19 protein-coding genes are annotated in these 19,841 nt (G+C 62.4%); 13 read left to right on the top strand and 6 right to left on the bottom strand.

From position 1 onward, the window contains the following. Positions 1–134: 134 nt before the first annotated feature. The 4 genes from cysN to AC3ISR_RS03845 form a co-directional block, all read right to left on the bottom strand. Positions 135–2,033, bottom strand: coding sequence for a sulfate adenylyltransferase subunit CysN (gene cysN / locus AC3ISR_RS03860; RefSeq protein WP_192297761.1), 1,899 nt, complete (start codon positions 2,031–2,033; stop codon positions 135–137). A 53-nt stretch (positions 2,034–2,086) separates the two neighbouring features. Then, complete coding sequence (locus tag AC3ISR_RS03855) at positions 2,087–2,428, bottom strand: four helix bundle protein (RefSeq protein ID WP_463984583.1); 342 nt, start codon at positions 2,426–2,428, stop codon at positions 2,087–2,089. Between the two features lie 104 nt (positions 2,429–2,532). Beyond that, the gene (gene cysD / locus AC3ISR_RS03850) at positions 2,533–3,450 is read right to left on the bottom strand and encodes a sulfate adenylyltransferase subunit CysD (RefSeq protein ID WP_017735179.1); all 918 of its coding nucleotides are present in this window, start codon (positions 3,448–3,450) and stop codon (positions 2,533–2,535) included. A gap of 265 nt (positions 3,451–3,715) precedes the next feature. Further along, complete coding sequence (locus tag AC3ISR_RS03845) at positions 3,716–4,474, bottom strand: Nif3-like dinuclear metal center hexameric protein (RefSeq protein ID WP_192297762.1); 759 nt, start codon at positions 4,472–4,474, stop codon at positions 3,716–3,718. A gap of 102 nt (positions 4,475–4,576) precedes the next feature. Here AC3ISR_RS03845 and algW point away from each other — a divergent pair, with 102 nt between their 5' ends. Together algW and AC3ISR_RS03835 are read left to right on the top strand one after the other, a co-directional pair. Continuing rightward, a complete protein-coding gene (algW, locus tag AC3ISR_RS03840; protein WP_192297763.1) occupies positions 4,577–5,731 on the top strand; it encodes a Do family serine endopeptidase AlgW in 1,155 nt (384 codons plus the stop codon). Between the two features lie 112 nt (positions 5,732–5,843). Then, positions 5,844–7,940, top strand: coding sequence for a TonB-dependent siderophore receptor (locus AC3ISR_RS03835; protein ID WP_489324581.1), 2,097 nt, complete (start codon positions 5,844–5,846; stop codon positions 7,938–7,940). Positions 7,941–8,062: 122 nt separating this feature from the next. Here AC3ISR_RS03835 and hemH read toward each other — a convergent pair whose 3' ends face one another. Continuing rightward, positions 8,063–9,088, bottom strand: coding sequence for a ferrochelatase (hemH, locus tag AC3ISR_RS03830; protein WP_226456534.1), 1,026 nt, complete (start codon positions 9,086–9,088; stop codon positions 8,063–8,065). Positions 9,089–9,102: 14 nt separating this feature from the next. Beyond that, positions 9,103–10,002 (bottom strand): TIGR01777 family oxidoreductase, encoded by a 900-nt coding sequence (locus tag AC3ISR_RS03825; RefSeq protein ID WP_192297766.1) that lies wholly within the window; start codon positions 10,000–10,002, stop codon positions 9,103–9,105. A 199-nt stretch (positions 10,003–10,201) separates the two neighbouring features. Here AC3ISR_RS03825 and AC3ISR_RS03820 point away from each other — a divergent pair, with 199 nt between their 5' ends. The 11 genes from AC3ISR_RS03820 to AC3ISR_RS03770 all read left to right on the top strand — a co-directional run bounded on the left by AC3ISR_RS03820 (position 10,202) and on the right by AC3ISR_RS03770 (position 19,814). Next, complete coding sequence (locus tag AC3ISR_RS03820) at positions 10,202–11,188, top strand: NAD(P)/FAD-dependent oxidoreductase (RefSeq protein ID WP_226456536.1); 987 nt, start codon at positions 10,202–10,204, stop codon at positions 11,186–11,188. Next, a complete protein-coding gene (locus AC3ISR_RS03815; RefSeq protein WP_463984581.1) occupies positions 11,185–11,400 on the top strand; it encodes a TIGR02450 family Trp-rich protein in 216 nt (71 codons plus the stop codon). The genes AC3ISR_RS03820 and AC3ISR_RS03815 overlap by 4 nt, the downstream gene beginning before the upstream one ends. Positions 11,401–11,498: 98 nt before the next feature. Next, positions 11,499–12,458 carry a YbgA family protein gene (locus AC3ISR_RS03810; protein ID WP_192297769.1) on the top strand — a complete coding sequence of 320 codons (960 nt, stop codon included), beginning with the start codon at positions 11,499–11,501 and terminating at the stop codon, positions 12,456–12,458. Positions 12,459–12,461: 3 nt separating this feature from the next. After that, positions 12,462–13,379, top strand: coding sequence for a MerR family transcriptional regulator (locus AC3ISR_RS03805; RefSeq protein WP_463984580.1), 918 nt, complete (start codon positions 12,462–12,464; stop codon positions 13,377–13,379). Beyond that, positions 13,380–14,825 carry a deoxyribodipyrimidine photo-lyase gene (gene phrB, locus AC3ISR_RS03800; RefSeq protein WP_489324580.1) on the top strand — a complete coding sequence of 482 codons (1,446 nt, stop codon included), beginning with the start codon at positions 13,380–13,382 and terminating at the stop codon, positions 14,823–14,825. Continuing rightward, the gene (locus tag AC3ISR_RS03795; protein ID WP_192297772.1) at positions 14,818–15,243 is read left to right on the top strand and encodes a nuclear transport factor 2 family protein; all 426 of its coding nucleotides are present in this window, start codon (positions 14,818–14,820) and stop codon (positions 15,241–15,243) included. The genes phrB and AC3ISR_RS03795 overlap by 8 nt, the downstream gene beginning before the upstream one ends. Beyond that, positions 15,240–16,022, top strand: a complete 783-nt coding sequence (locus tag AC3ISR_RS03790; RefSeq protein WP_192297773.1) for an SDR family NAD(P)-dependent oxidoreductase — start codon at positions 15,240–15,242, stop codon at positions 16,020–16,022. The genes AC3ISR_RS03795 and AC3ISR_RS03790 overlap by 4 nt, the downstream gene beginning before the upstream one ends. Continuing rightward, the gene (locus tag AC3ISR_RS03785; RefSeq protein ID WP_463984578.1) at positions 16,019–17,266 is read left to right on the top strand and encodes an NAD(P)/FAD-dependent oxidoreductase; all 1,248 of its coding nucleotides are present in this window, start codon (positions 16,019–16,021) and stop codon (positions 17,264–17,266) included. The genes AC3ISR_RS03790 and AC3ISR_RS03785 overlap by 4 nt, the downstream gene beginning before the upstream one ends. Next, entirely contained in the window at positions 17,263–18,072 is an 810-nt protein-coding gene (locus AC3ISR_RS03780; protein WP_463984577.1) for a DUF1365 domain-containing protein, read from the top strand. Before AC3ISR_RS03785 ends, AC3ISR_RS03780 begins: the two co-directional genes overlap by 4 nt. Continuing rightward, complete coding sequence (locus AC3ISR_RS03775) at positions 18,059–19,330, top strand: class I SAM-dependent methyltransferase (protein ID WP_463984576.1); 1,272 nt, start codon at positions 18,059–18,061, stop codon at positions 19,328–19,330. Before AC3ISR_RS03780 ends, AC3ISR_RS03775 begins: the two co-directional genes overlap by 14 nt. Continuing rightward, complete coding sequence (locus tag AC3ISR_RS03770) at positions 19,323–19,814, top strand: DUF2878 domain-containing protein (RefSeq protein ID WP_463984575.1); 492 nt, start codon at positions 19,323–19,325, stop codon at positions 19,812–19,814. The genes AC3ISR_RS03775 and AC3ISR_RS03770 overlap by 8 nt, the downstream gene beginning before the upstream one ends. Positions 19,815–19,841 lie beyond the last annotated feature (27 nt).

Genomic DNA, 19,841 nt, shown 5'->3' with positions numbered 1-19,841 from the left:
AAACAGATGTGCTGGCTGACACACCGCTTTCGCGAGCAAGCCCGCTCCCACATTTGACCGAGTTGTTTTCAAGCCCTCCACAAAAAAGCCCGCCACCGATGACTCGGTGGCGGGCTTTTTTGTAGCGACGATCTTTAGATCGCGCCGCGCTGACGCAACAGCTCCAGCACTTGCTTGACGCTCTCATCCACCGACAACGCCTGGGTGTCGATCACCAGATCGGCATTCAACGGCACGTCGTACGGGAAAGATTCGCCCGGGATGTTATCCCCACCGGCAGCGTACAGGCCTTGCGGATCACGCTCGGCGCACGCCAGCGGCGACGCTTGCACATAGACGGTCAACAAACGGTCGGCGCCGATCAGCGCCTTGGCCGCCTCACGCCCTTCGGCATCCGGCGCAACGAACGCAGCCAGGGTCAACAGGCCGGCTTCGTTGAACTGACGCGCCACGTGAGCGGCACGACGCCAGTTCTCGGTGCGACCGGCACGGTCCTGCGGCAACCCCTTGTTCAGGTCGTGGCGCAGGTTCTGGCCATCCAGTACAAACACTGCACGGCCCATGTCGAACAGCTTGCGCTCAACCGCATAGGCCAGGGTGCTCTTGCCCGCACCCGACAGGCCGCTGAACAGCACGGTCGCCGGTTGCTGGCCAAAGCGCTGGGCGCGCTCTTCAGTGGCTACATGGGCCAGCTTGCCGTGCTGCGCCGAACTGCCGTGGCTCACTGGCGGCGCGATGATCATGCCCGCGGCCACAGTGCCGTTGGTCAGGCGGTCGATGACGATGAACGCACCGGTGGTGCGGTTGCTGTCGTAACCGTCCAGGGCGATGGCGGCATCGAGGCTGACCTTGACCCGGCCAATCTCGTTCAGTTGCAGCGAACTCGCCGGGCCTTCGGCCAGGGTGTTCACGTCCACGCGGTGCACGATGCTGGTGATGGAACCCGGCACGTAGCTGGTGGCGCGCTTGATGTCGTATTTCTTGCCCGGCAGCATCGGTTCTTCGGCCATCCACACCAGCATGGCGTCGAAGGCGTCGGTCACTTGCGGCACGTTGTCGGCATGCACCAGCAGGTCGCCACGGGAGATGTCGATCTCGTCTTCCATGGTCAGGGTCACGGCCTGGCCTGGGCCTGCGTGTTCCAGTTCACCTTCAAAGGTGACGATGGATTTGACGCGGCTGCTCTTGCCCGACGGCAGCACCACGACTTCGTCGCCCTTGTGCACGATGCCGCTGGCCAGGGTGCCGGCGAAACCGCGGAAATTCAGGTTCGGACGGTTGACGTACTGCACCGGGAAACGCAGGTCGGTGTAGTTGCGGTCGTTGGCGATCTCGACGGTCTCGAGGATCTCCATCAGCGACTGCCCGGTGTACCAAGGCGAACGCTCGCTCTTGTTCACCACGTTGTCGCCCTTGAGCGCCGACATCGGCACGAACGCCATGGTGCTCGGCTTGAACGCGATACCTTCGGCAAACTTCAGGTAATCGGCCTTGATCGACTCGAACACGCTTTGGTCAAAGCCATTGATGTCCATCTTGTTGACGGCAATCACGATGTGCTTGATGCCCAGCAGCGAAGCGATATAGCTGTGGCGACGGGTCTGGGTCTGCACGCCGTAGCGGGCGTCGATCAGGATGATCGCCAGGTCACAGGTGGACGCGCCAGTGGCCATGTTGCGGGTGTACTGCTCATGGCCAGGGGTGTCGGCAATGATGAATTTGCGCTTGGCGGTGGAGAAGTAGCGGTAGGCCACATCGATGGTGATGCCCTGCTCACGCTCGGCCTGCAGGCCGTCGACCAGCAACGCCAGGTCGATGTCGTCGCCGGTGGTGCCGACTTTCTTCGAATCGCGGGTGATGGCTTCCAGGTGATCTTCGTAGATCATCTTGGAGTCGTGCAGCAGGCGCCCGATCAGGGTGCTCTTGCCGTCATCGACGTTGCCGCAGGTCAGGAAGCGCAACATTTCCTTGCGCTCGTGCTGGCCCAGGTAGGCGAGGATGTCCTCGCTGATCAAATCAGATTGATGGCTCATTGGGTTCAAGCTCCAAGCTGTAAGCTTCAAGCGGCAAGCTTGTCGGCGTACAGCTAGTCAGAAATTTTGTTAATCAGACCGCAGAGCATTTTTGCCAGCTCGCGAGTTTCTGTAATCCAGTTATCAGCCAGCGGCTGGGCGATGTAGGCAATGTCACTACCGATGAGAATCTGTGTACGCAACTCTCCACAAGAAGCCTTCGCAATCCAAAGAAAACGGATCTTTTCTTTGGCACTGCAACGCTCCATGCCTTCAGCAATGTTGGAGGGCACTGAAAGCGCTGAGCGGGTAATCTGATCCTTGAAACCCAGATCCCGACACTGCGCAAATTCTCGATAGATTCCCACCGCTAAACTCTTGCTTCTCTGCCAAACAACCAACTTCTCGAAATCCATTACGAGTCACTCAATCGCGGCTCGCAACAACCGGCTGCAAGCACCAAGCTACAAAATTACGCATACCGCCCTTAACTTGCAGCTTGCCGCTTGTAACTCGAAGCTTAGAAGTACCCCTGACGTTTTTTGTCTTCCATCGAGCCTGCGCCATCGTGGTCGATGACACGGCCCTGGCGCTCGGAAGTTCGCGTCAGGAGCATTTCCTGAATGATGTCCGTCAGCGTCTCGGCTTCGGACTCCACCGCGCCCGTCAACGGGTAGCAGCCAAGGGTACGGAAACGTACTTTCTTTTTGACGATTCGGGCTTTGTCTTCGTCGGACAAGTGCTCGAGGATGCGGTCGTCGTCGATCATGATCAACGTACCGTTCTTCTCGATCACTTCACGCTCGGCGGCGAAGTACAGCGGCACGATCGGGATGCCTTCCAGGTAGATGTACTGCCAGATGTCCAGCTCGGTCCAGTTGGACAGCGGGAACACACGGATCGACTCACCCTTGTTGACGTTGCCGTTGTAGACGTTCCACAGCTCGGGGCGCTGGTTCTTCGGGTCCCAGCGGTGCTTGCTGTCGCGGAACGAGTACACGCGCTCTTTGGCACGGGATTTCTCTTCATCGCGACGGGCACCGCCGAACGCGGCGTCGAAACCATGCTTGTCCAGGGCTTGCTTGAGGCCCTCGGTCTTCATGATGTCGGTGTGCTTGGCGCTACCGTGGGTAAACGGGTTGATGCCCTGCGCCACGCCGTCCGGGTTGACGTGGGTGATCAACTCCAGGCCCAGCTCCTCGACCATCTTGTCGCGGAACTTGTACATCTCCTGGAATTTCCACTGGGTGTCGACGTGCATCACCGGGAACGGCAGCTTGCCCGGGAAGAATGCCTTGCGTGCCAGATGCAGCATCACGGCGGAGTCTTTACCGATCGAGTAGAGCATCACCGGGTTATCGAACTCGGCGGCGACCTCGCGGATGATGTGGATGCTTTCCGCCTCCAGCTGTTTCAGATGCGTCAGTTTGTCGACCATGGTTACTCACGGAAAAACGATCTTGTGGACGGCCAGCGGGCCGTGTTCGAGCGGGGCATGCTAGCACAGCACCTTCTTCTATTCAGGGCGCCGGCTAGATCGAAACGGTATATGAATATGCCCCCAGGTTTGGCTCATCACCCACTGCGAACACGGGACAGGTGGGAGCTGGCTTGCCTGCGATGCAGACACCTCGGTGTATCAGTTGCACCTCGGTGATGCTATCGCAGGCAAGCCAGCTCCCACATTTGTTCGGCGGTATTTGTCAGATCGGGTTCGGGCAATCGATAAACAGGTGCTCCAGCGCAAACCGCCGCGCCAGGTAATCCCCCAACGCCTGCACACCGTAACGCTCGGTGGCGTGATGGCCGGCGGCGATGAAGCTGATGTCGTTTTCCCGCGCACTGTGGAAGGTCTGCTCGGAGGCTTCGCCACTGAGGAACAGGTCCACGCCGGCCGCAATCCCATGGTCGATGTAACCCTGGCCACCCCCCGTGCACCAACCGACGCGACGGATCATTTCGCTGCCTTCGATCAGCAGCGGCTCACGGCCCATGACTTCCTGCACGCGGCGGGCAAAGTCGCGGGGCGACAGCGGTTCGGCGAGGGAGCCGACCAGGCCGACGACCTTGGCGTCGCTTGGGTCCAGCGGGCCTTCGACGGTGATGTCCAATTGCCGGGCAAGTTGCACGTTGTTGCCGACATCGGGATGCAGGTCCAGCGGCAGGTGATAAGCCAGCAGACTGATATCGTGCTTGAGCAGGGTTTTCAGGCGCCGCTGCTTCATGCCGGTAATGCAGGGGTTCTCGCCTTTCCAGAAATAACCGTGGTGCACCAGCACCAGGTCGGCCCCGGCCTCGACGGCCGCGTCCAGCAGGGCCTGGCTGGCGGTCACACCGCTGACGATGCGCATCACCTGCGGGCGCCCCTCGACTTGCAGGCCATTGGGGCAATAATCGGCAATTTTGGAGCTGTTCAGGTAGCGGTCAGCTTCGTCGACTAATGTGCTCAGGGCAACGGCCATAAAAGACTCCTAAATATCCCGTTCGAAGGCACTCACAGCCTCGTATAATGCGCGCCATTATGGGCGCTCTCCCGCCCCCTGCAACCTGTCAGGACTTACTTGATGCTCAAGGCACTGCGTTTTTTTGGATGGCCATTGTTGGCTGGCGTGCTGATCGCGATGCTGATCATTCAGCGTTATCCCCAATGGGTGGGCCTGCCCAGCCTGGATGTGAACATGCAACAGGCACCGCAAACCAGCGCGGTGGTGCAAGGCCCGGTGACCTATGCGGACGCGGTCGTCATCGCCGCGCCGGCGGTGGTCAACCTGTACACCACCAAGGTCATCAACAAACCGTCGCACCCGTTGTTTGAAGACCCGCAGTTTCGCCGCTATTTCGGCGACAACGGGCCCAAGCAACGCCGCATGGAATCCAGCCTGGGTTCCGGCGTGATCATGAGCCCGGAGGGCTACATCCTCACCAACAACCATGTGACCACCGGCGCCGACCAGATCGTGGTGGCCCTGCGTGACGGCCGCGAAACCCTGGCCCGCGTGGTCGGCAGCGACCCGGAAACCGACCTCGCCGTGTTGAAGATCGACCTCAAGAACCTGCCCTCCATCACCCTGGGCCGCTCCGACGGCCTGCGTGTAGGTGACGTGGCGCTGGCCATCGGCAACCCGTTCGGCGTGGGTCAAACGGTGACCATGGGCATCATCAGTGCCACCGGGCGCAATCAGTTGGGCCTGAACAGCTACGAGGACTTCATCCAGACCGACGCGGCGATCAACCCTGGCAACTCCGGCGGTGCGCTGGTGGATGCCAATGGCAATCTGACCGGTATCAACACGGCGATTTTCTCCAAGTCCGGCGGCTCCCAGGGCATCGGCTTTGCGATCCCGGTGAAGCTGGCGACGGAAGTGATGAAGTCGATCATCGAGCACGGCCAGGTGATTCGAGGCTGGCTGGGCATTGAAGTACAGCCGCTGACCAAGGACCTGGCCGAATCGTTTGGCCTGACCGGGCGGCCGGGCATCGTGGTCGCCGGGATCTTCCGTGACGGCCCGGCACAGAAAGCCGGCCTGCAACTGGGCGACGTGATCCTCAGCATCGACGGCGAACCGGCCGGCGATGGCCGCAAGTCGATGAACCAAGTGGCGCGAATCAAACCGACCGACAAGGTGACGATCCTGGTGATGCGCAACGGCAAGGAGATCAAGCTCTCAGCGGAAATCGGCCTGCGTCCACCACCGGCGCCGGTGAAAGAAGAGGAATAAACGCCCTCGGCGAGGTGCCTGTTCGCGGGCACCTGCAAGCCCACAATTCATAGCGATTCATTCTCATTAGGCATGTTATATTGTTTCAATATCGACATTGGAACGCTCTATCATGCCGTCTCGAAGAATTGCCCCCCTGGCTGGCCTGGCCTTGGGTCTATTGCTTGATCCCGCCTTCGCCGAAGACAACACCCTGGAACTCGATGCCATCAGCGTCACCACCGACGCTTACGAGTCCGCCACAGGCCCGGTCAACGGCTACAGAGCGACCCGTTCGGCCAGCGCGACCAAAACCGACACCGCCCTTCGCGACATCCCACAATCCATCAGCGTGATTCCGGCCACGGTGCTCAAGGACCTGGGCAGCACCAACGTCGAGCGCGCCCTGGAATTTGCCGGCGGCGTGTCCAAGCAGAACAACTTCGGCGGCCTGACGCTCTACGAATACAGCGTGCGCGGCTTCACCACGTCCGAGTTCTACCAGGACGGCTTCAGCGCCAACCGTGGCTACCCGAGCACCCCGGACACGGCCAATATCGAACGCATCGAAGTGCTCAAGGGCCCCGCCGCCAGCCTGTACGGGCGCGGCGATCCCGGCGGCACCGTGAATATCGTCACCAAAAAGCCCCAGCCTGAAGCCTTCACCACCCTGCAAACCAGCGCCGGCAGCTGGGACCGCTACCGCACCGCCCTCGACGTCAACACGCCGCTGGACAGCGAAGGCCACGTGCTGTCACGGGTCAACCTGGCGGTGGAGGACAACCACAGCTTCCGCGATCACGTGCAGAGCAAGCGCGTATTCGTCGCCCCTTCGTTCAGTTGGCAATTGGACCCGGATACCACGCTGCTCGTCGAAAGCGAATTCGTGCGCCACAGCTCCACCTTCGACCGCGGCATCGTCGTCGCCCCCGGCGTATCTCGCTCAACCTTCCTCGGCGAACCCAACGACGGCGACATCGACAACCACAACAATCGCATCCAGGCCGCCCTCGAACATCACCTCAACGACGCCTGGAGCCTGCGCCTGGCCAGCCATTACAAACAGGGCAGCCTGTGGGGCGACGCCTCGGAAAACCGCGCACTGAATGCCGATGGCCACACCCTCAACCGCCGCTACCGCGAACGCTCCATGGGCTGGCACGACAGCATCACCCAACTGGAACTGCGCGGCCTGTTCGACATCGGCAGTTGGCAACACGAACTGCTGGTCGGTACCGAATACGAGGACTACCGCAAGAACGAACGGGTCACCGCCATCGCCGGCAGCCCCTACGCCATCGACCTCTACAACCCGGTCTACGGCCAGACAAAACCCAACGGCACACGCAGCGGCACCGACTTCTTCGAACAGACCAAAAGCCACGCCCTGAACCTGCAAGACCAGATCGTCTTCACCGAGCGCCTGCGCGGCATGGTCGGCGCACGTTTCGAGCATTTCGAGCAACGCATTGACGATTTCACCCTCAACGCGCCGCCGGGCAAGCAGACCCACGACGCCCTTACCCAGCGCGCCGGCCTGCTCTACCAACTCACGCCAGAAGTCGGCGTGTTCGCCAACGCCTCCACCTCGTTCAAACCCAACAGCGGCCTGGACGCCAACAACAAAGGCTTCAAGCCGGAAGAAGGCGTGGGCTACGAAGTGGGGATCAAGAGCGAGCTGTTCGACGACCGCCTCAGCGCCACCCTCGCCGCCTTCCATATCGAGAAGGAAAACGTGCTCACCCTCGACCCGGCCACCAACCTCAACCGTGCCATGGGCAAGGCGCGCAGCCAGGGTTTTGACCTGCAGCTGACCGGGCAAGCGACGGACGCCGTACGGGTAATCGGGGCCTTTGCCTACATCGATGCCCAAGTCACCAAAGGCGACACAGCCATTCCTGCCGGCAGCCGCATCCTTGGCGTGGCCAAGCGCAGCGCCAGCCTGTTGGGCGTGTATGAATTCCAGGACGGCGTCTTGCGTGGATCAGACCTGGGGGCGGCGTTTACTTATGTGGGGGATCGTTCCGGTGAGGCGGGCACGAGCTTTGAGCTGCCGGCGTATCACACGGTGGATGTGTTGGCGCATTACAAGGCCACAGAGAATGTCACCGTAGGACTGAACCTCAATAACCTGTTTGATGAGAAGTACTACGAGCGGTCTTACAGCAACTATTGGGTCAACCCGGGTGAACCGCGCAATCTCAAGGTCAGCCTGACCCTCAATCTGTAACGCGGTAAAAACTGTGGGAGCGGGCTTGCTCGCGAATGCGGTATGTCAGTCACTTATTATTTGACTGATCCACCGCATTCGCGAGCAAGCCCGCTCCCACATTTAGACTGCGCCAGGTTCAGTTACAGCTCAACGGGTGCTTTTTCACACAAGGTATTCAACGCCTTCGCCCACTGCGGATCATCATTCAGGCACGGCACCAGCACCAACTCCTCGCCCCCCGCCTCGCGGAACTGCTCCAGCCCGCGATCACCAATCTCCTCCAGCGTCTCAATGCAGTCGGCCACGAACGCCGGGCACATCACCAGCAACTTCTTCACGCCTTGCCGGGCCAGGCTTTCCAGGCGGGCTTCGGTATAGGGTTCGATCCACTTGGCGCGGCCCAGGCGCGATTGGAACGCCACCGACCACTTGTCTTCGGGCAACCCCATGCGTGCGGCAAAGTCACGGGCAACGCTGAAGCACTGCGCGCGATAGCAGGTCTTGAGCACCTCGGCAGACGCGTTCTTGCAACAGTCGGCATCCTTGAAGCAATGCTGGCCGGTAGGGTCGAGCTTGGTCAGGTGGCGCTCAGGCAAGCCATGGAAACTCAGCAGCAGGTGGTCGTAATCCTGCTCCACGTACGGCCGCGCGCTGGCGACCAGGGCGTCGAGATATTCGGGCTGGTCGTAAAACGGTTGCAGAATCGAGAATTGCACGTCGAGTTTGTGGTCGCGCACCACACGCCTGGCTTCCTCGATCACCGTGGTCACGGTGCTGTCGGCAAACTGCGGATACAACGGCGCCAGCGTGACCTTGCGGATGCCCTGGCCGGCGAGGCGGGTCAGCACGCTTTCAATCGACGGCTCGCCGTAGCGCATCGCCAATTCCACCGGGCCTTGGCTCCATTGCGCAGTCATTTGTTGTTGCAGGCGGCGGCTGAGCACCACCAGCGGCGAGCCTTCGTCCCACCAGATCGAAGCGTAGGCGTGGGCCGACTGCTCGGGGCGCTTGATCAGGATCAGCGACACCAACAAGCGCCGCACCGGCCACGGCAGGTCGATCACGTAGGGGTCCATCAAAAACTGATTGAGGTAGCTGCGCACATCGGCCACCGAGGTGGACGCCGGTGAACCCAGGTTGACCAGTAACAACGCGTGATCCGTCATGCAACATCCTATCTTTAGAGGCGGCTGGACAAGTCATCCAGGGCCGCGCGCAACTCAGTGAACTGAAAAGTGAAACCGGCCGCCAGCAACCGCTCCGGAACGGCCTTCTGCCCGCCCAACAGCAACCCGGACAACTCGCCCAAACCGACCTTCAACGCAAAAGCCGGCATCGGCATGAACGCCGGGCGATGCAGCACCTGGCCCAGGGTCTTGGCGAACTCGCGGTTACGCACCGGGTGTGGCGCGCACGCATTATAAGGACCGCTGGCGTCGGCGTTGTGCAGAAGAAAATCAATCAGGCCGATTTGATCCTTGATATGCACCCACGGCATCCACTGCCGACCATTGCCGATCGGCCCGCCCAGCGCCAGCTTGAACGGCAGCAACAGGCGCGACAAAAAGCCGCCCTCGGCCGCCAGCACCAGGCCCGTGCGCACCAACACCACGCGTATGCCCAGGGCTTCGGCGCGCTGCGCGGTTTCTTCCCAGGCGATGCACAGTTGGCTGGGGAAATCGTCCTGCACCGGGCCGCTGGCTTCGCTCAACTCACGCTCGCCGCCGTCGCCGTACCAGCCCACGGCGGAACCGGAGATCAGCACCGCCGGTTTTTGCGTCAGCTCATCGAGCCACGCCAGCAGGGTTTCGGTCAGGCCGACCCGGCTGTTCCACAACAACGTCTTGCGCTTGTGGGTCCAAGGGCGATCCGCGATGGGCGCACCGGCGAGGTTAATGACCGCGTCCACCGGGCCGATAACCTGTTGTAGGCGGCCGACTCCCGACACCTGAGCGCCGCAGACCTTGGCAACCTGTTCCGGGTGACGGCTCCACACGGTCAGGCGATGGCCCTGGGCAAGCCAGTGTTGGCAGAGTTGGCGGCCGATCAAACCCGTACCGCCGGTCAGCAAAATATGCATGGGACACTCCTCATGTAACGTTCGCCGCCGATCACTGGTCTATTTTATAGGCAGGGATCATTTGCTATCGGGCGTAGCCTCAACGTTAACCATAGGCCACGCCGTAAGAACAGGCACGCCAAAACTTATACCAAAAAACAATATTGTACAGCTATTGGTGTCGGCGTAGTCTGTACCCAAAGGTAAAACGAGGCCTCCCATGACTGTTCCCATCGCGATCATCGGCACCGGCATTGCCGGTCTCTCCGCCGCCCAAGCGTTACGAGACGCGGGGCACGTTGTACAACTCTTCGATAAAAGCCGCGGCAGTGGTGGCCGCATGTCCAGCAAGCGCAGCGATGCCGGCTCACTGGACATGGGCGCGCAGTACTTCACCGCCCGCGACCGGCGCTTCGTCAACGAAGTGCAACGCTGGCAAAGCAACGGTTGGGCCGAGCAGTGGAAACCCCAGCTGTACAACTTCAAGTCCGGCCAACTCACACCCTCCCCCGATGAACAGGTGCGCTGGGTCGGCACGCCGCGCATGAGCGCGATCACCCGCGCCTTGCTCGACGACTTGCCGGTGCAATTCGGTTGCCGCATCACCGAAGTGTTCCAGGGCACACAGCACTGGAACCTGCTGGATGCCGACGGCGGCAGCCACGGCCCGTTCAGCCACGTGGTCATCGCCACGCCCGCGCCCCAGGCCACCGCCCTGCTCGCCGCCGCGCCGAAACTGGCCAGCGCCGCCGCCGGAGTGAAGATGGACCCGACCTGGGCCATCGCCCTGGCTTTCGACAAACCCCTGGATACACCGATGGAAGGCTGCTTCGTCCAAGACAGCCCCCTTGACTGGCTGGCGCGCAACCGCAGCAAACCAGGGCGTGACGCCAGCCAGGACACCTGGGTGCTGCACGCCACCAGCGCATGGAGCCGGGCGCACCTGGACCTGGCCAAGGAAGCGGTGATCGAACACCTGCACGGCGCCTTCGCCGAACTGCTGCACAGCGCCATGCCTGCGCCGTCGTTCAGCCTGGCGCACCGCTGGCTCTACGCACGACCGTCGAGCAGCCACGAGTTCGGCGTGCTGGCCGACGCCGACCTGGGCCTGTATGTGTGCGGTGACTGGTGCTTGTCCGGCCGCGTGGAAGGCGCCTGGCTCAGCGGCCAGGAAGCGGCGCGACGCTTGATCGAGCACCTGCAATGAACCGCATCAACCCCGCCAAGTTGCTGCTGTCGAAGTGGACAGCAGCCCAGCCTCGCCACAAAGAAAAACACTTCCTCGTCACCGAGCTGTTTCGCGACGAGGGAGGCACCGTGCTGGAAATCGAACTGCAAGCCGTGCTGACCCGCCGAGCCGAGCGCCTGGCGTGGCAAACCCTGCAAAACGCCGAGGACTGGAAGATCGGCTGGAAATAACTTGTACAAAAAGTTTGACTTGTACAGCATCGAACCTATGATGAGATTTAGTTGTACAAGAACATTATCTTGTACAGGAATCTTGCCGGGGTTCGCGTATGTCCAGCACCACCAAACCCAAGATCGCCATCAGCGCCTGTCTGCTCGGCGAAAACGTGCGCTTCAACGGCGGGCATAAACAATCCCTGCTGTGCAGCCAGACCCTCGCCGACTACTTCGACTTCGTGCCACTGTGCCCCGAAGTCGCCATCGGCCTGGGCATCCCCCGTGAACCGATCCGCCTGGTGGGCGACCCGGCCCATCCGCAAGCCGTCGGCACGGTGCACCGCGAACTCAACGTCACCCAGCCGCTGAACGACTACGGCCAACAGATGGCGCTGGAACACACCGACCTGTGCGGTTACATCTTCATGCAGAAATCCCCGTCGTGCGGCCTGGAGCGGGTCAAGGTCTACCGCGCCAACGGCACCCCGGTGGACGGCGGTGGGCGCGGCATCTACGCCCAGGCGTTCTGCTCACGCCATCCCAACCTGCCAGTGGAAGAAGACGGTCGGCTGAATGACCCGGTGCTGCGGGAAAACTTCCTGACCCGCGTGTTCGTCTACGCCAGCTGGCAACAGCTGCTGGCCGACGGCCTGACCCGCCACCGCCTGCTGGCCTTTCACTCGCGCTACAAATACCTGCTGATGGCCCATAGCCCGGCGCACTACAAACGCCTCGGCCACTTGCTCGGCAGCATGGGCAAAAGCACGCAACTGGAAGAATTGTCCGCCTGCTATTTCAGCGACCTGATGACCGGCCTGAGCCAGTGCGCCACCCGTGGCACTCACAGCAACGTGCTGCAACACATCAGCGGGCATCTGAAGCAGGCGATCAGCGCCGACGACAAACAGGAAATGCAAACCGTCATCGGCCAATACCGCCACGGCATCGTGCCGCTGGTAGTGCCGCTGACCCTGCTCAAGCATCACTTTCGCCAACATCCGGACCGCTACATCGCACAGCAGGCCTACCTGCAGCCGCACCCGGAAAACCTCAGCCTGCGTAATGCGATCTAACCCATGAAAGCTGCCCCACCCGAAGACCTCGCCCAAGCCGTCGAAGACGGCTGGCTGCCGATCCGCGAAGTGGCGCGCCAGACCGGAGTCAACGCCGTGACCCTGCGCGCCTGGGAACGCCGCTACGGGCTGATCGTGCCCCAGCGCACACCCAAGGGCCACCGACTGTTCAGCGCCGAACACGTGCAACGCATCCATACCATCCTCACCTGGCTCAACCGTGGCGTGCCGGTCGGCCAGGTGAAAACCTTGATCGACTCCGCCCAACCCGCCACCGACGTCGTAGAAAATGAATGGCACACCTTGCGCCAGACGCTGGTGCAAGCGATCAGCGAATTGGCCGAGCGTCGGGTCGACGATGCCTTCAACCAGGCCATGGCGCTGTACCCGCCGCGCACCCTGTGCGAGCAACTCTTGCTGCCCCTGCTCAAGGATCTGGAGTTGCGCTGGCAAGGCCAGTTCGGCGCGCAGATGGAGCGGGTGTTTTTCCTGTCGTGGCTGCGCAGCAAGTTTGGCGCACGCATCTACCACAACAACCGTCAGCTCCAGGGCGCGCCGCTGCTGCTGGTCAACCACTCGGACCTGCCGCTGGAACCGCACTTATGGCTCAGCGCCTGGCTGGCCAGCAGCGCCGACTGCCCGGTGGAAGTCTTCGACTGGCCGCTGCCGGCCGGCGAACTCGCGCTGGCGGTGGAACATCTGAAACCGCGCGCCGTGCTGCTGTATTCGAGCAAGGCCCTGCATGTGCCGGCCCTCGGCAAACTGCTGGGCGGTGTCGATTGCCCAACGCTGATTGCCGGACCAACGGTATGCATCCACCAAGCCGAGTTGGCCGTATTAAGCACTGACACCCCCCAACTGTGCGTGGCCGAAGACCCGTTGTCGGCCCACCAGCTACTGATCCAGCGTGGAATCGTTTAAATGCATTTGATCTGGTTGCGCACCGACCTGCGCCTGCACGACAACACCGCCCTGGCCGCCGCGAGCCAGCGTGGCCCGGTCGCCGCCGTGTACCTGATAACCGCCGAGCAGTGGCAGGCCCACGATGACGCACCGTGCAAGGTGGATTTCTGGCTGCGCAACCTGCGCGAACTGAGCAACGCCCTTGGGGAGCTGAACATTCCCCTGTTGATCCGCCACGCCGCCACCTGGGACCAGGCGCCAGGCGTCTTGAGTGAACTGTGCCGCGAACTGTCGGTGACGTCTGTGCACGTCAACGAGGAATACGGCATCCACGAGAGCCGCCGCGACGCTGCCGTGGCCACGGCGCTGGACGCCGACGGCGTGACGTTCCACAGCTACCTCGACCAACTGTTCTTCCAACCCGGCAGTGTGCTGACCAAGAGCGGCACGTATTTCCAAGTGTTCAGCCAGTTCCGCAAGGTCTGCTATACGCGCCTGCACAGCGCCCTGCCGCGCCTGGTGCCGACAGCCAAAGCCCAGGCGCCACTCGCCATCAAACGCGATCCGATCCCCCAGGCCGTCGACGGCTTCGAGCCCCCCAGCGACAGCCTGCGCGCGCTCTGGCCCGCCGGTGAAGACGAAGCCCGTCGGCGCCTGGACGCCTTCGCCGAGCAACAGATCAGCTACTACAAGGACGAGCGCGACTTCCCCGCCAAGCCCGGTACCAGCCAGCTTTCGGCGTACCTCGCGGCGGGCGTGGTGTCACCGCGCCAATGCCTGCACGCCGCGCTGCAAACCAACCGGGGCGAATTCGAAAGTGGCGACATCGGCGCCATCACCTGGATCAACGAACTGCTCTGGCGCGAGTTCTACAAACACATCCTGGTCGGCTACCCACGGGTGTCCCGTCACCGTGCGTTCCGTCCCGAGACCGAAGCCGTGGCCTGGCGCGATGCGCCCAAGGACCTGGCGGCGTGGCAAGAAGCGCGCACCGGCCTGCCGATCATCGACGCGGCCATGCGCCAACTGCTCGAAACCGGCTGGATGCACAACCGCCTGCGCATGGTGGTGGCGATGTTCCTGACCAAGAACCTGCTGATCGACTGGCGTGAAGGCGAGCGCTTCTTTATGCGCCACCTGATCGACGGCGACCTCGCCGCCAACAACGGCGGCTGGCAGTGGAGTTCGTCGACCGGCACCGACTCGGCGCCGTATTTCCGCATCTTCAGCCCGCTGAGCCAGTCGGAAAAATTCGACGGCGACGGCGTGTTCATCAAGCGCTGGCTGCCCGAGTTGGCCGCGCTGAATAAAAAGGAAGTGCATAACCCCGAGGCGGTCGGCGGCCTATTCGGCGTGGCGGATTACCCAAGGGCCATCGTCGACCTGAAAAAATCCCGCGAACGCGCCCTGGCGGCCTTCCGCAGCCTGCCGTCACGCGCGGCGATCGGGGGCGAGCATGAGTGACTTCCTGCGCCGCTTCGCCCAGGCCTTTGCCACGCTGGACAAGCACAACCTGCACCTGCTCGACAGCCTCTACAGCCAGGACATCGCCTTTGCCGACCCGCTGCATGAAGTCCACGGCCTGCCCGCGCTACGGCGTTACTTCGCCGAGCTGTACGGCAACGTGCGCCAGTTGCGCTTCGACTTTCACAGCTTCGACGAGGTGGCTGAAGGCGAAGGCTACCTGCGCTGGAAAATGAGCTTCTGCCACCCGCGCCTGGCCAACGGCAAGGTGATCCGCGTGGAAGGCTGCTCGCACCTGCAGTGGCGCGACGGCAAGGTGTATCGCCATCGCGACTATTTCGACGCCGGCGCCCTGCTTTACGAGCACCTGCCCGTGCTGGGCCGCGTGGTCCGCTGGCTGAAAAGGAGAATCGCATGAGCCAGACCCCCCCCCGCCGTTACTGGCTGACCGGCGCCAGCAGTGGCATCGGCGCAGCGCTGGCGATCGAGCTGTTGGAAAGCGGCGCCCAGGTCGCGCTCAGTTCGCGCACCACAGCCCCGCTGCAAACCCTGGCCGAACGCTATCCGGGGCAAGTGCTGCTGGTGCCCGGCGACTTGACCGACAGCCAGGCCGTGCGTGAGATCGGCGCACAGATCAGCGCCGCCTGGGGCGCGCTGGACACGGTGATCCTCAATGCCGGCACCTGTGAATACATCGATGCCCAGCACTTCGACGCCGCGATTGTCGAACAGGTGGTACGCACCAACCTGCTGGCCAGCAGTTATTGCATCGAGGCCGCGTTGCCGCTGTTGCGCGCCGGAATCCGCCCGCACCTGGTGGGCGTCGCGAGCGCCGTGACGTACTTGCCGATGCCGCGCGCCGAGGCCTATGGCGCGTCCAAGGCCGGCTTGCGCTACCTGTTGGAATCCTTGCGCATCGGCCTGTCGCCGGAACACATCGACGTCACAGTGATCAGCCCGGGCTTTGTCGACACGCCGCTGACCGAACGCAACGATTTCCCCATGCCCCTGAGCTGGCCGGCCGGCAAGGCCGCGCGCCATATCTTCGTAAAGCTTGCGAAACGTCCGCTGGAAATCGCCTTCCCGGCACTGTTTATCGCCACCCTCTGGCCGCTGTCGAAGCTGCCGGCGCGCGTGCAGTTGTTCATCGGCAGGCGCATGTTGCGCAGCCCGCTACCGCAGAAGGATCGCCTGTGAAAATCGCCATCATCGGCAGCGGCATCGCCGGGCTGAGCAGCGCCTACCTGCTCAGCCGCCGCCACGACATCACGCTGTTCGAAGCGGGCGACCGCATCGGCGGGCATACCCATACGGTCAACGTCAGCGTCGCCGGTGAAAGCCATGCGGTGGACACCGGTTTCATCGTGTTCAACGACTGGACCTACCCCAATTTCATCCAACTGCTGGGGCAGATCGGCGTCACGTTCAAACCCACCGAGATGAGCTTTTCGGTACACGACGAGAGCCAGCGCTTCGAGTACAACGGCAACAACCTCAACAGCCTGTTTGCCCAGCGTCGCAATATCTTGTCGCCGGGGTTCTGGGGCATGTTGCGCGACATCCTGCGCTTCAACCGCGAGGCCCCGCTGGACCTGCAAGAACAGCGCATCAGCGCCGAGATGACCCTGGGTGAGTACCTCAAGGCCGGCGGTTATGGCGAGCGGTTTATCCGACACTACATCGTGCCGATGGGCGCGGCGATCTGGTCGATGTCCCTGGCGGACATGCTCGGGTTTCCGTTGCAGTTCTTTGTGCGCTTCTTCAAAAACCACGGCTTGCTGTCGGTGAGCAATCGCCCGCAGTGGTGCGTGATCGAGGGTGGTTCGAGCAGCTATATCGAACCGCTGACCCGCAGCTTTCGCGAACAGATCCGCCTCGACTGCCCTGTGCATAACGTTGAGCGCACCGCCGACGGTGTGGTTATCCACAGCGCCGCCGGCCGCGAGACGTTCGACCGCGTGGTATTCGCCTGCCACAGCGACCAGGCCTTGGCGCTGCTGGCCGACCCAAGCCAGGCCGAACACGACATCCTCGGCGCCCTGCCCTACGCCGACAACGACGTGGTGCTGCACACCGACACCCGCCTGCTGCCGGATCGCAAACTCGCCTGGGCCAGCTGGAACTACCGGCTCAGCGGCGATGCGCAGACCCAGGCCGCCGTCACCTACGACATGAACATCCTGCAAGGCATCGACAGCGCCACCACCTTTTGCGTCAGCCTCAACCAGACGGCCATGATCAACCCGCTGAAGATCCTCGCCCGCTACACCTACGCGCACCCGCAATACAGCCTCGCGGCGGTGGCCGCCCAAGCGCGCTGGCAAGAGTTGTTCGGCATGCGCAACACCTATTATTGCGGCGCCTACTGGGCCAACGGCTTTCACGAAGACGGCGTGGTCAGCGCGCTGCGCGTAGCCAAGGCCTTTGGGGAAAGCCTGTGAACAGCGCCCTGTACAGCGGCTGGATCGCCCATCGCCGGTTTGCCCCCAAGGCCCACGCCTTTCGCTACCGCATCGGCTTGCTGTACCTGGATTTGAGTGAAGAACACACGGTGCTCGGGCTCTCGCCCTTGGCCGGGCGCAGCCGTTTTGCCGCGTTCGGTTTTCGCCAGCAGGACTACCTGCGTGAGTTCACGCGCACCGGCATGAGCTTGAGCGATGCCGTGCGCCATGAAGTCGGCAAGGCTCTGGGGCGTACACCCCAGGGCGTTATCTGCCTACTGACCCAGGCCCGCAGTTGGGGCCTGGCTTTTAACCCGGTGAGTTTCTTCTACTGCTTCGAGGCTGACGGACAATTGGCCGCGATCCTGTGTGAAGTGACCAACACGCCCTGGCGCGAGCGTTACCACTACGTGCTGCCGGCCCAGGCGCTGGACGCGGATGAACATCAGCATTTCGCCGTGGCCAAGGCGTTTCATGTGTCGCCGTTCCTGCCCCGCGACCTGGAATACCGCATGAGCTTCAGCCCGCCCGCCGCCAGGCTTGGCGTGCACATGGCCGATTGGCAGGGCACGCAAAAAGTCTTCGACGCCACCTTGAGCCTGGAAAAACATGCACTGAACCGCGCCAGCCTGCATCGCTACCTATGGCGCTTCCCCTGGATGACCGCCAAGACCTGCCTCGCGATTTACTGGCAGGCCCTGCGCTTGTTACTCAAACGCACACCGATTTTTTCCCACAGGGCTGCCGAAGGCACCTCTCGCACTGCAGTCGGGTATACCAAGGATCGCCGCCATGAAACCCCCTAGTTTATCGGTCAAGTCCCACCGTCTGAACGTCAACGGCATGACCAGCGCACTGCTGCGCAAGGCCGTGCTGCGTCAATTGAGCCAACTGCGCCACGGCCAGTTGGTGGTGATCGAGGACGGCGAACGCCAGGTGTTCGGCGCACGGGAAGCGCACCTGCTGGGGGAGATCCACATCCTCGATCCGGCGGTGTGGGGCCTGGTGGCGGCCAGTGGTTCCATCGGCGCGGGTGAGGCATTTATCCATGGTTACTGGAGCAGCCCGGACCTGACTGCCGTGGTGCGCGTGATGGTCAGCAACCTCGATGTGCTCGATGCGATGGAAGGCGGCCTCGCACGCCTGGCGCGTCCACTGACCCAGGGCTTGCACTGGCTCAACCGCAACACACGCAAGGGCTCGCAGAAAAACATTGCCGCCCACTACGACCTGGGCAATGACCTGTTCGAAGAATTCCTCGACCCGACCATGATGTACTCGGCGGCGCAATTCCTGAGCCCCGACGACAGCCTGGAACAGGCGCAATTGAACAAGCTGGAGCGCATCTGCCAGAAACTCGCGCTCAAGGCCACCGACCACCTGCTGGAAATCGGCACCGGCTGGGGCAGCATGGCGCTGTATGCCGCGCAACATTATGGCTGCAAGGTCACCACCACCACCTTGTCCAAAGAGCAGTTTGCCTACACCGAAAAACGCATCGCCGCACTGGGCCTGGGTGATCGGGTGACACTGCTGTTGCAGGACTACCGCGACCTGACCGGCGCGTACGACAAGCTGGTCTCCATTGAAATGATCGAAGCGGTGGGCCATCGCTTCCTGCCGACCTACTTCAAACAGTGCGCGCAACTGCTCAAGAGCGACGGCCTGATGTTGCTGCAAGCCATCACCATCCGCGACCAACGCTACGAACAGGCCAAGCGCAGCGTCGACTTTATCCAGCGTTACATCTTCCCCGGCGGCGCCCTGCCCTGTGTGCAGAAGATGCTGGAGATCGTCAGCCGCGATACCGACTTGAACCTGATGCACATGGAGGATTTCGGCCTGCACTACGCGCGAACCCTGCGCCTGTGGCATGAGAACTTTCGCCGCGCCCATGGCCGCCTCGCGGAGCTGGGCTACGATGAGTACTTCCTGCGGCTGTGGGAATTCTACTTGTGCTACTGCGAAGGGGGGTTCATGGAGCGCACGATCGGCACCGCACAACTGCTGCTGGCCAAGCCCGCTGCGATCAACCCGCCGTTGCTCGGGCGCTTCGATGCTTAAACCGCTGGTGAATGCCGTGCTGTTCCAGTGCGGCTGGTTTGCCTGCGTGCTGGGCGGCGACAGTCGGTGGCTACTGGTGGCGGTGGCGGCGCTGGCCGTGCACCTGCTGTGGATAAGTTCGTGGTCGCGCGAGGGCCAGGTGATTCTCGCCGTGACCTTGCTCGGCACGCTGATCGACACCTCGTTGCGCTCCTTTGGCGTGTTTCATTTCAGCCTGCCGGGGCCGCTGATTCCGCTGTGGCTGATGGTGTTGTGGGCGCTGCTGGGGACGACCTTGCGCCATTGCCTGGCCTGGAGCGCACGCCCCTGGTGGCGGGCCAGCCTGCTGGGAGCCGTGGGTGGGCCGCTGTCCTATTACGCAGGCAGCCAATTGGCCGGGGTGAGTTTCGGCTACGGCACGGCGCCGACCGTGATTGGCCTGGCGCTGCTCTGGGGACTATTGTTCCCTGTCTTGCATTGGGTCGCCCGAGAGCTGGGACACTGACGTCTGTCAGAGCATTCACACGCTCTT

The organism is Pseudomonas sp. GL_117, assembly GCF_057835125.1.
The sequence above is the reverse complement of the archived record's forward strand: the minus strand, read 5'-3'. Positions and strand labels throughout refer to the sequence as shown.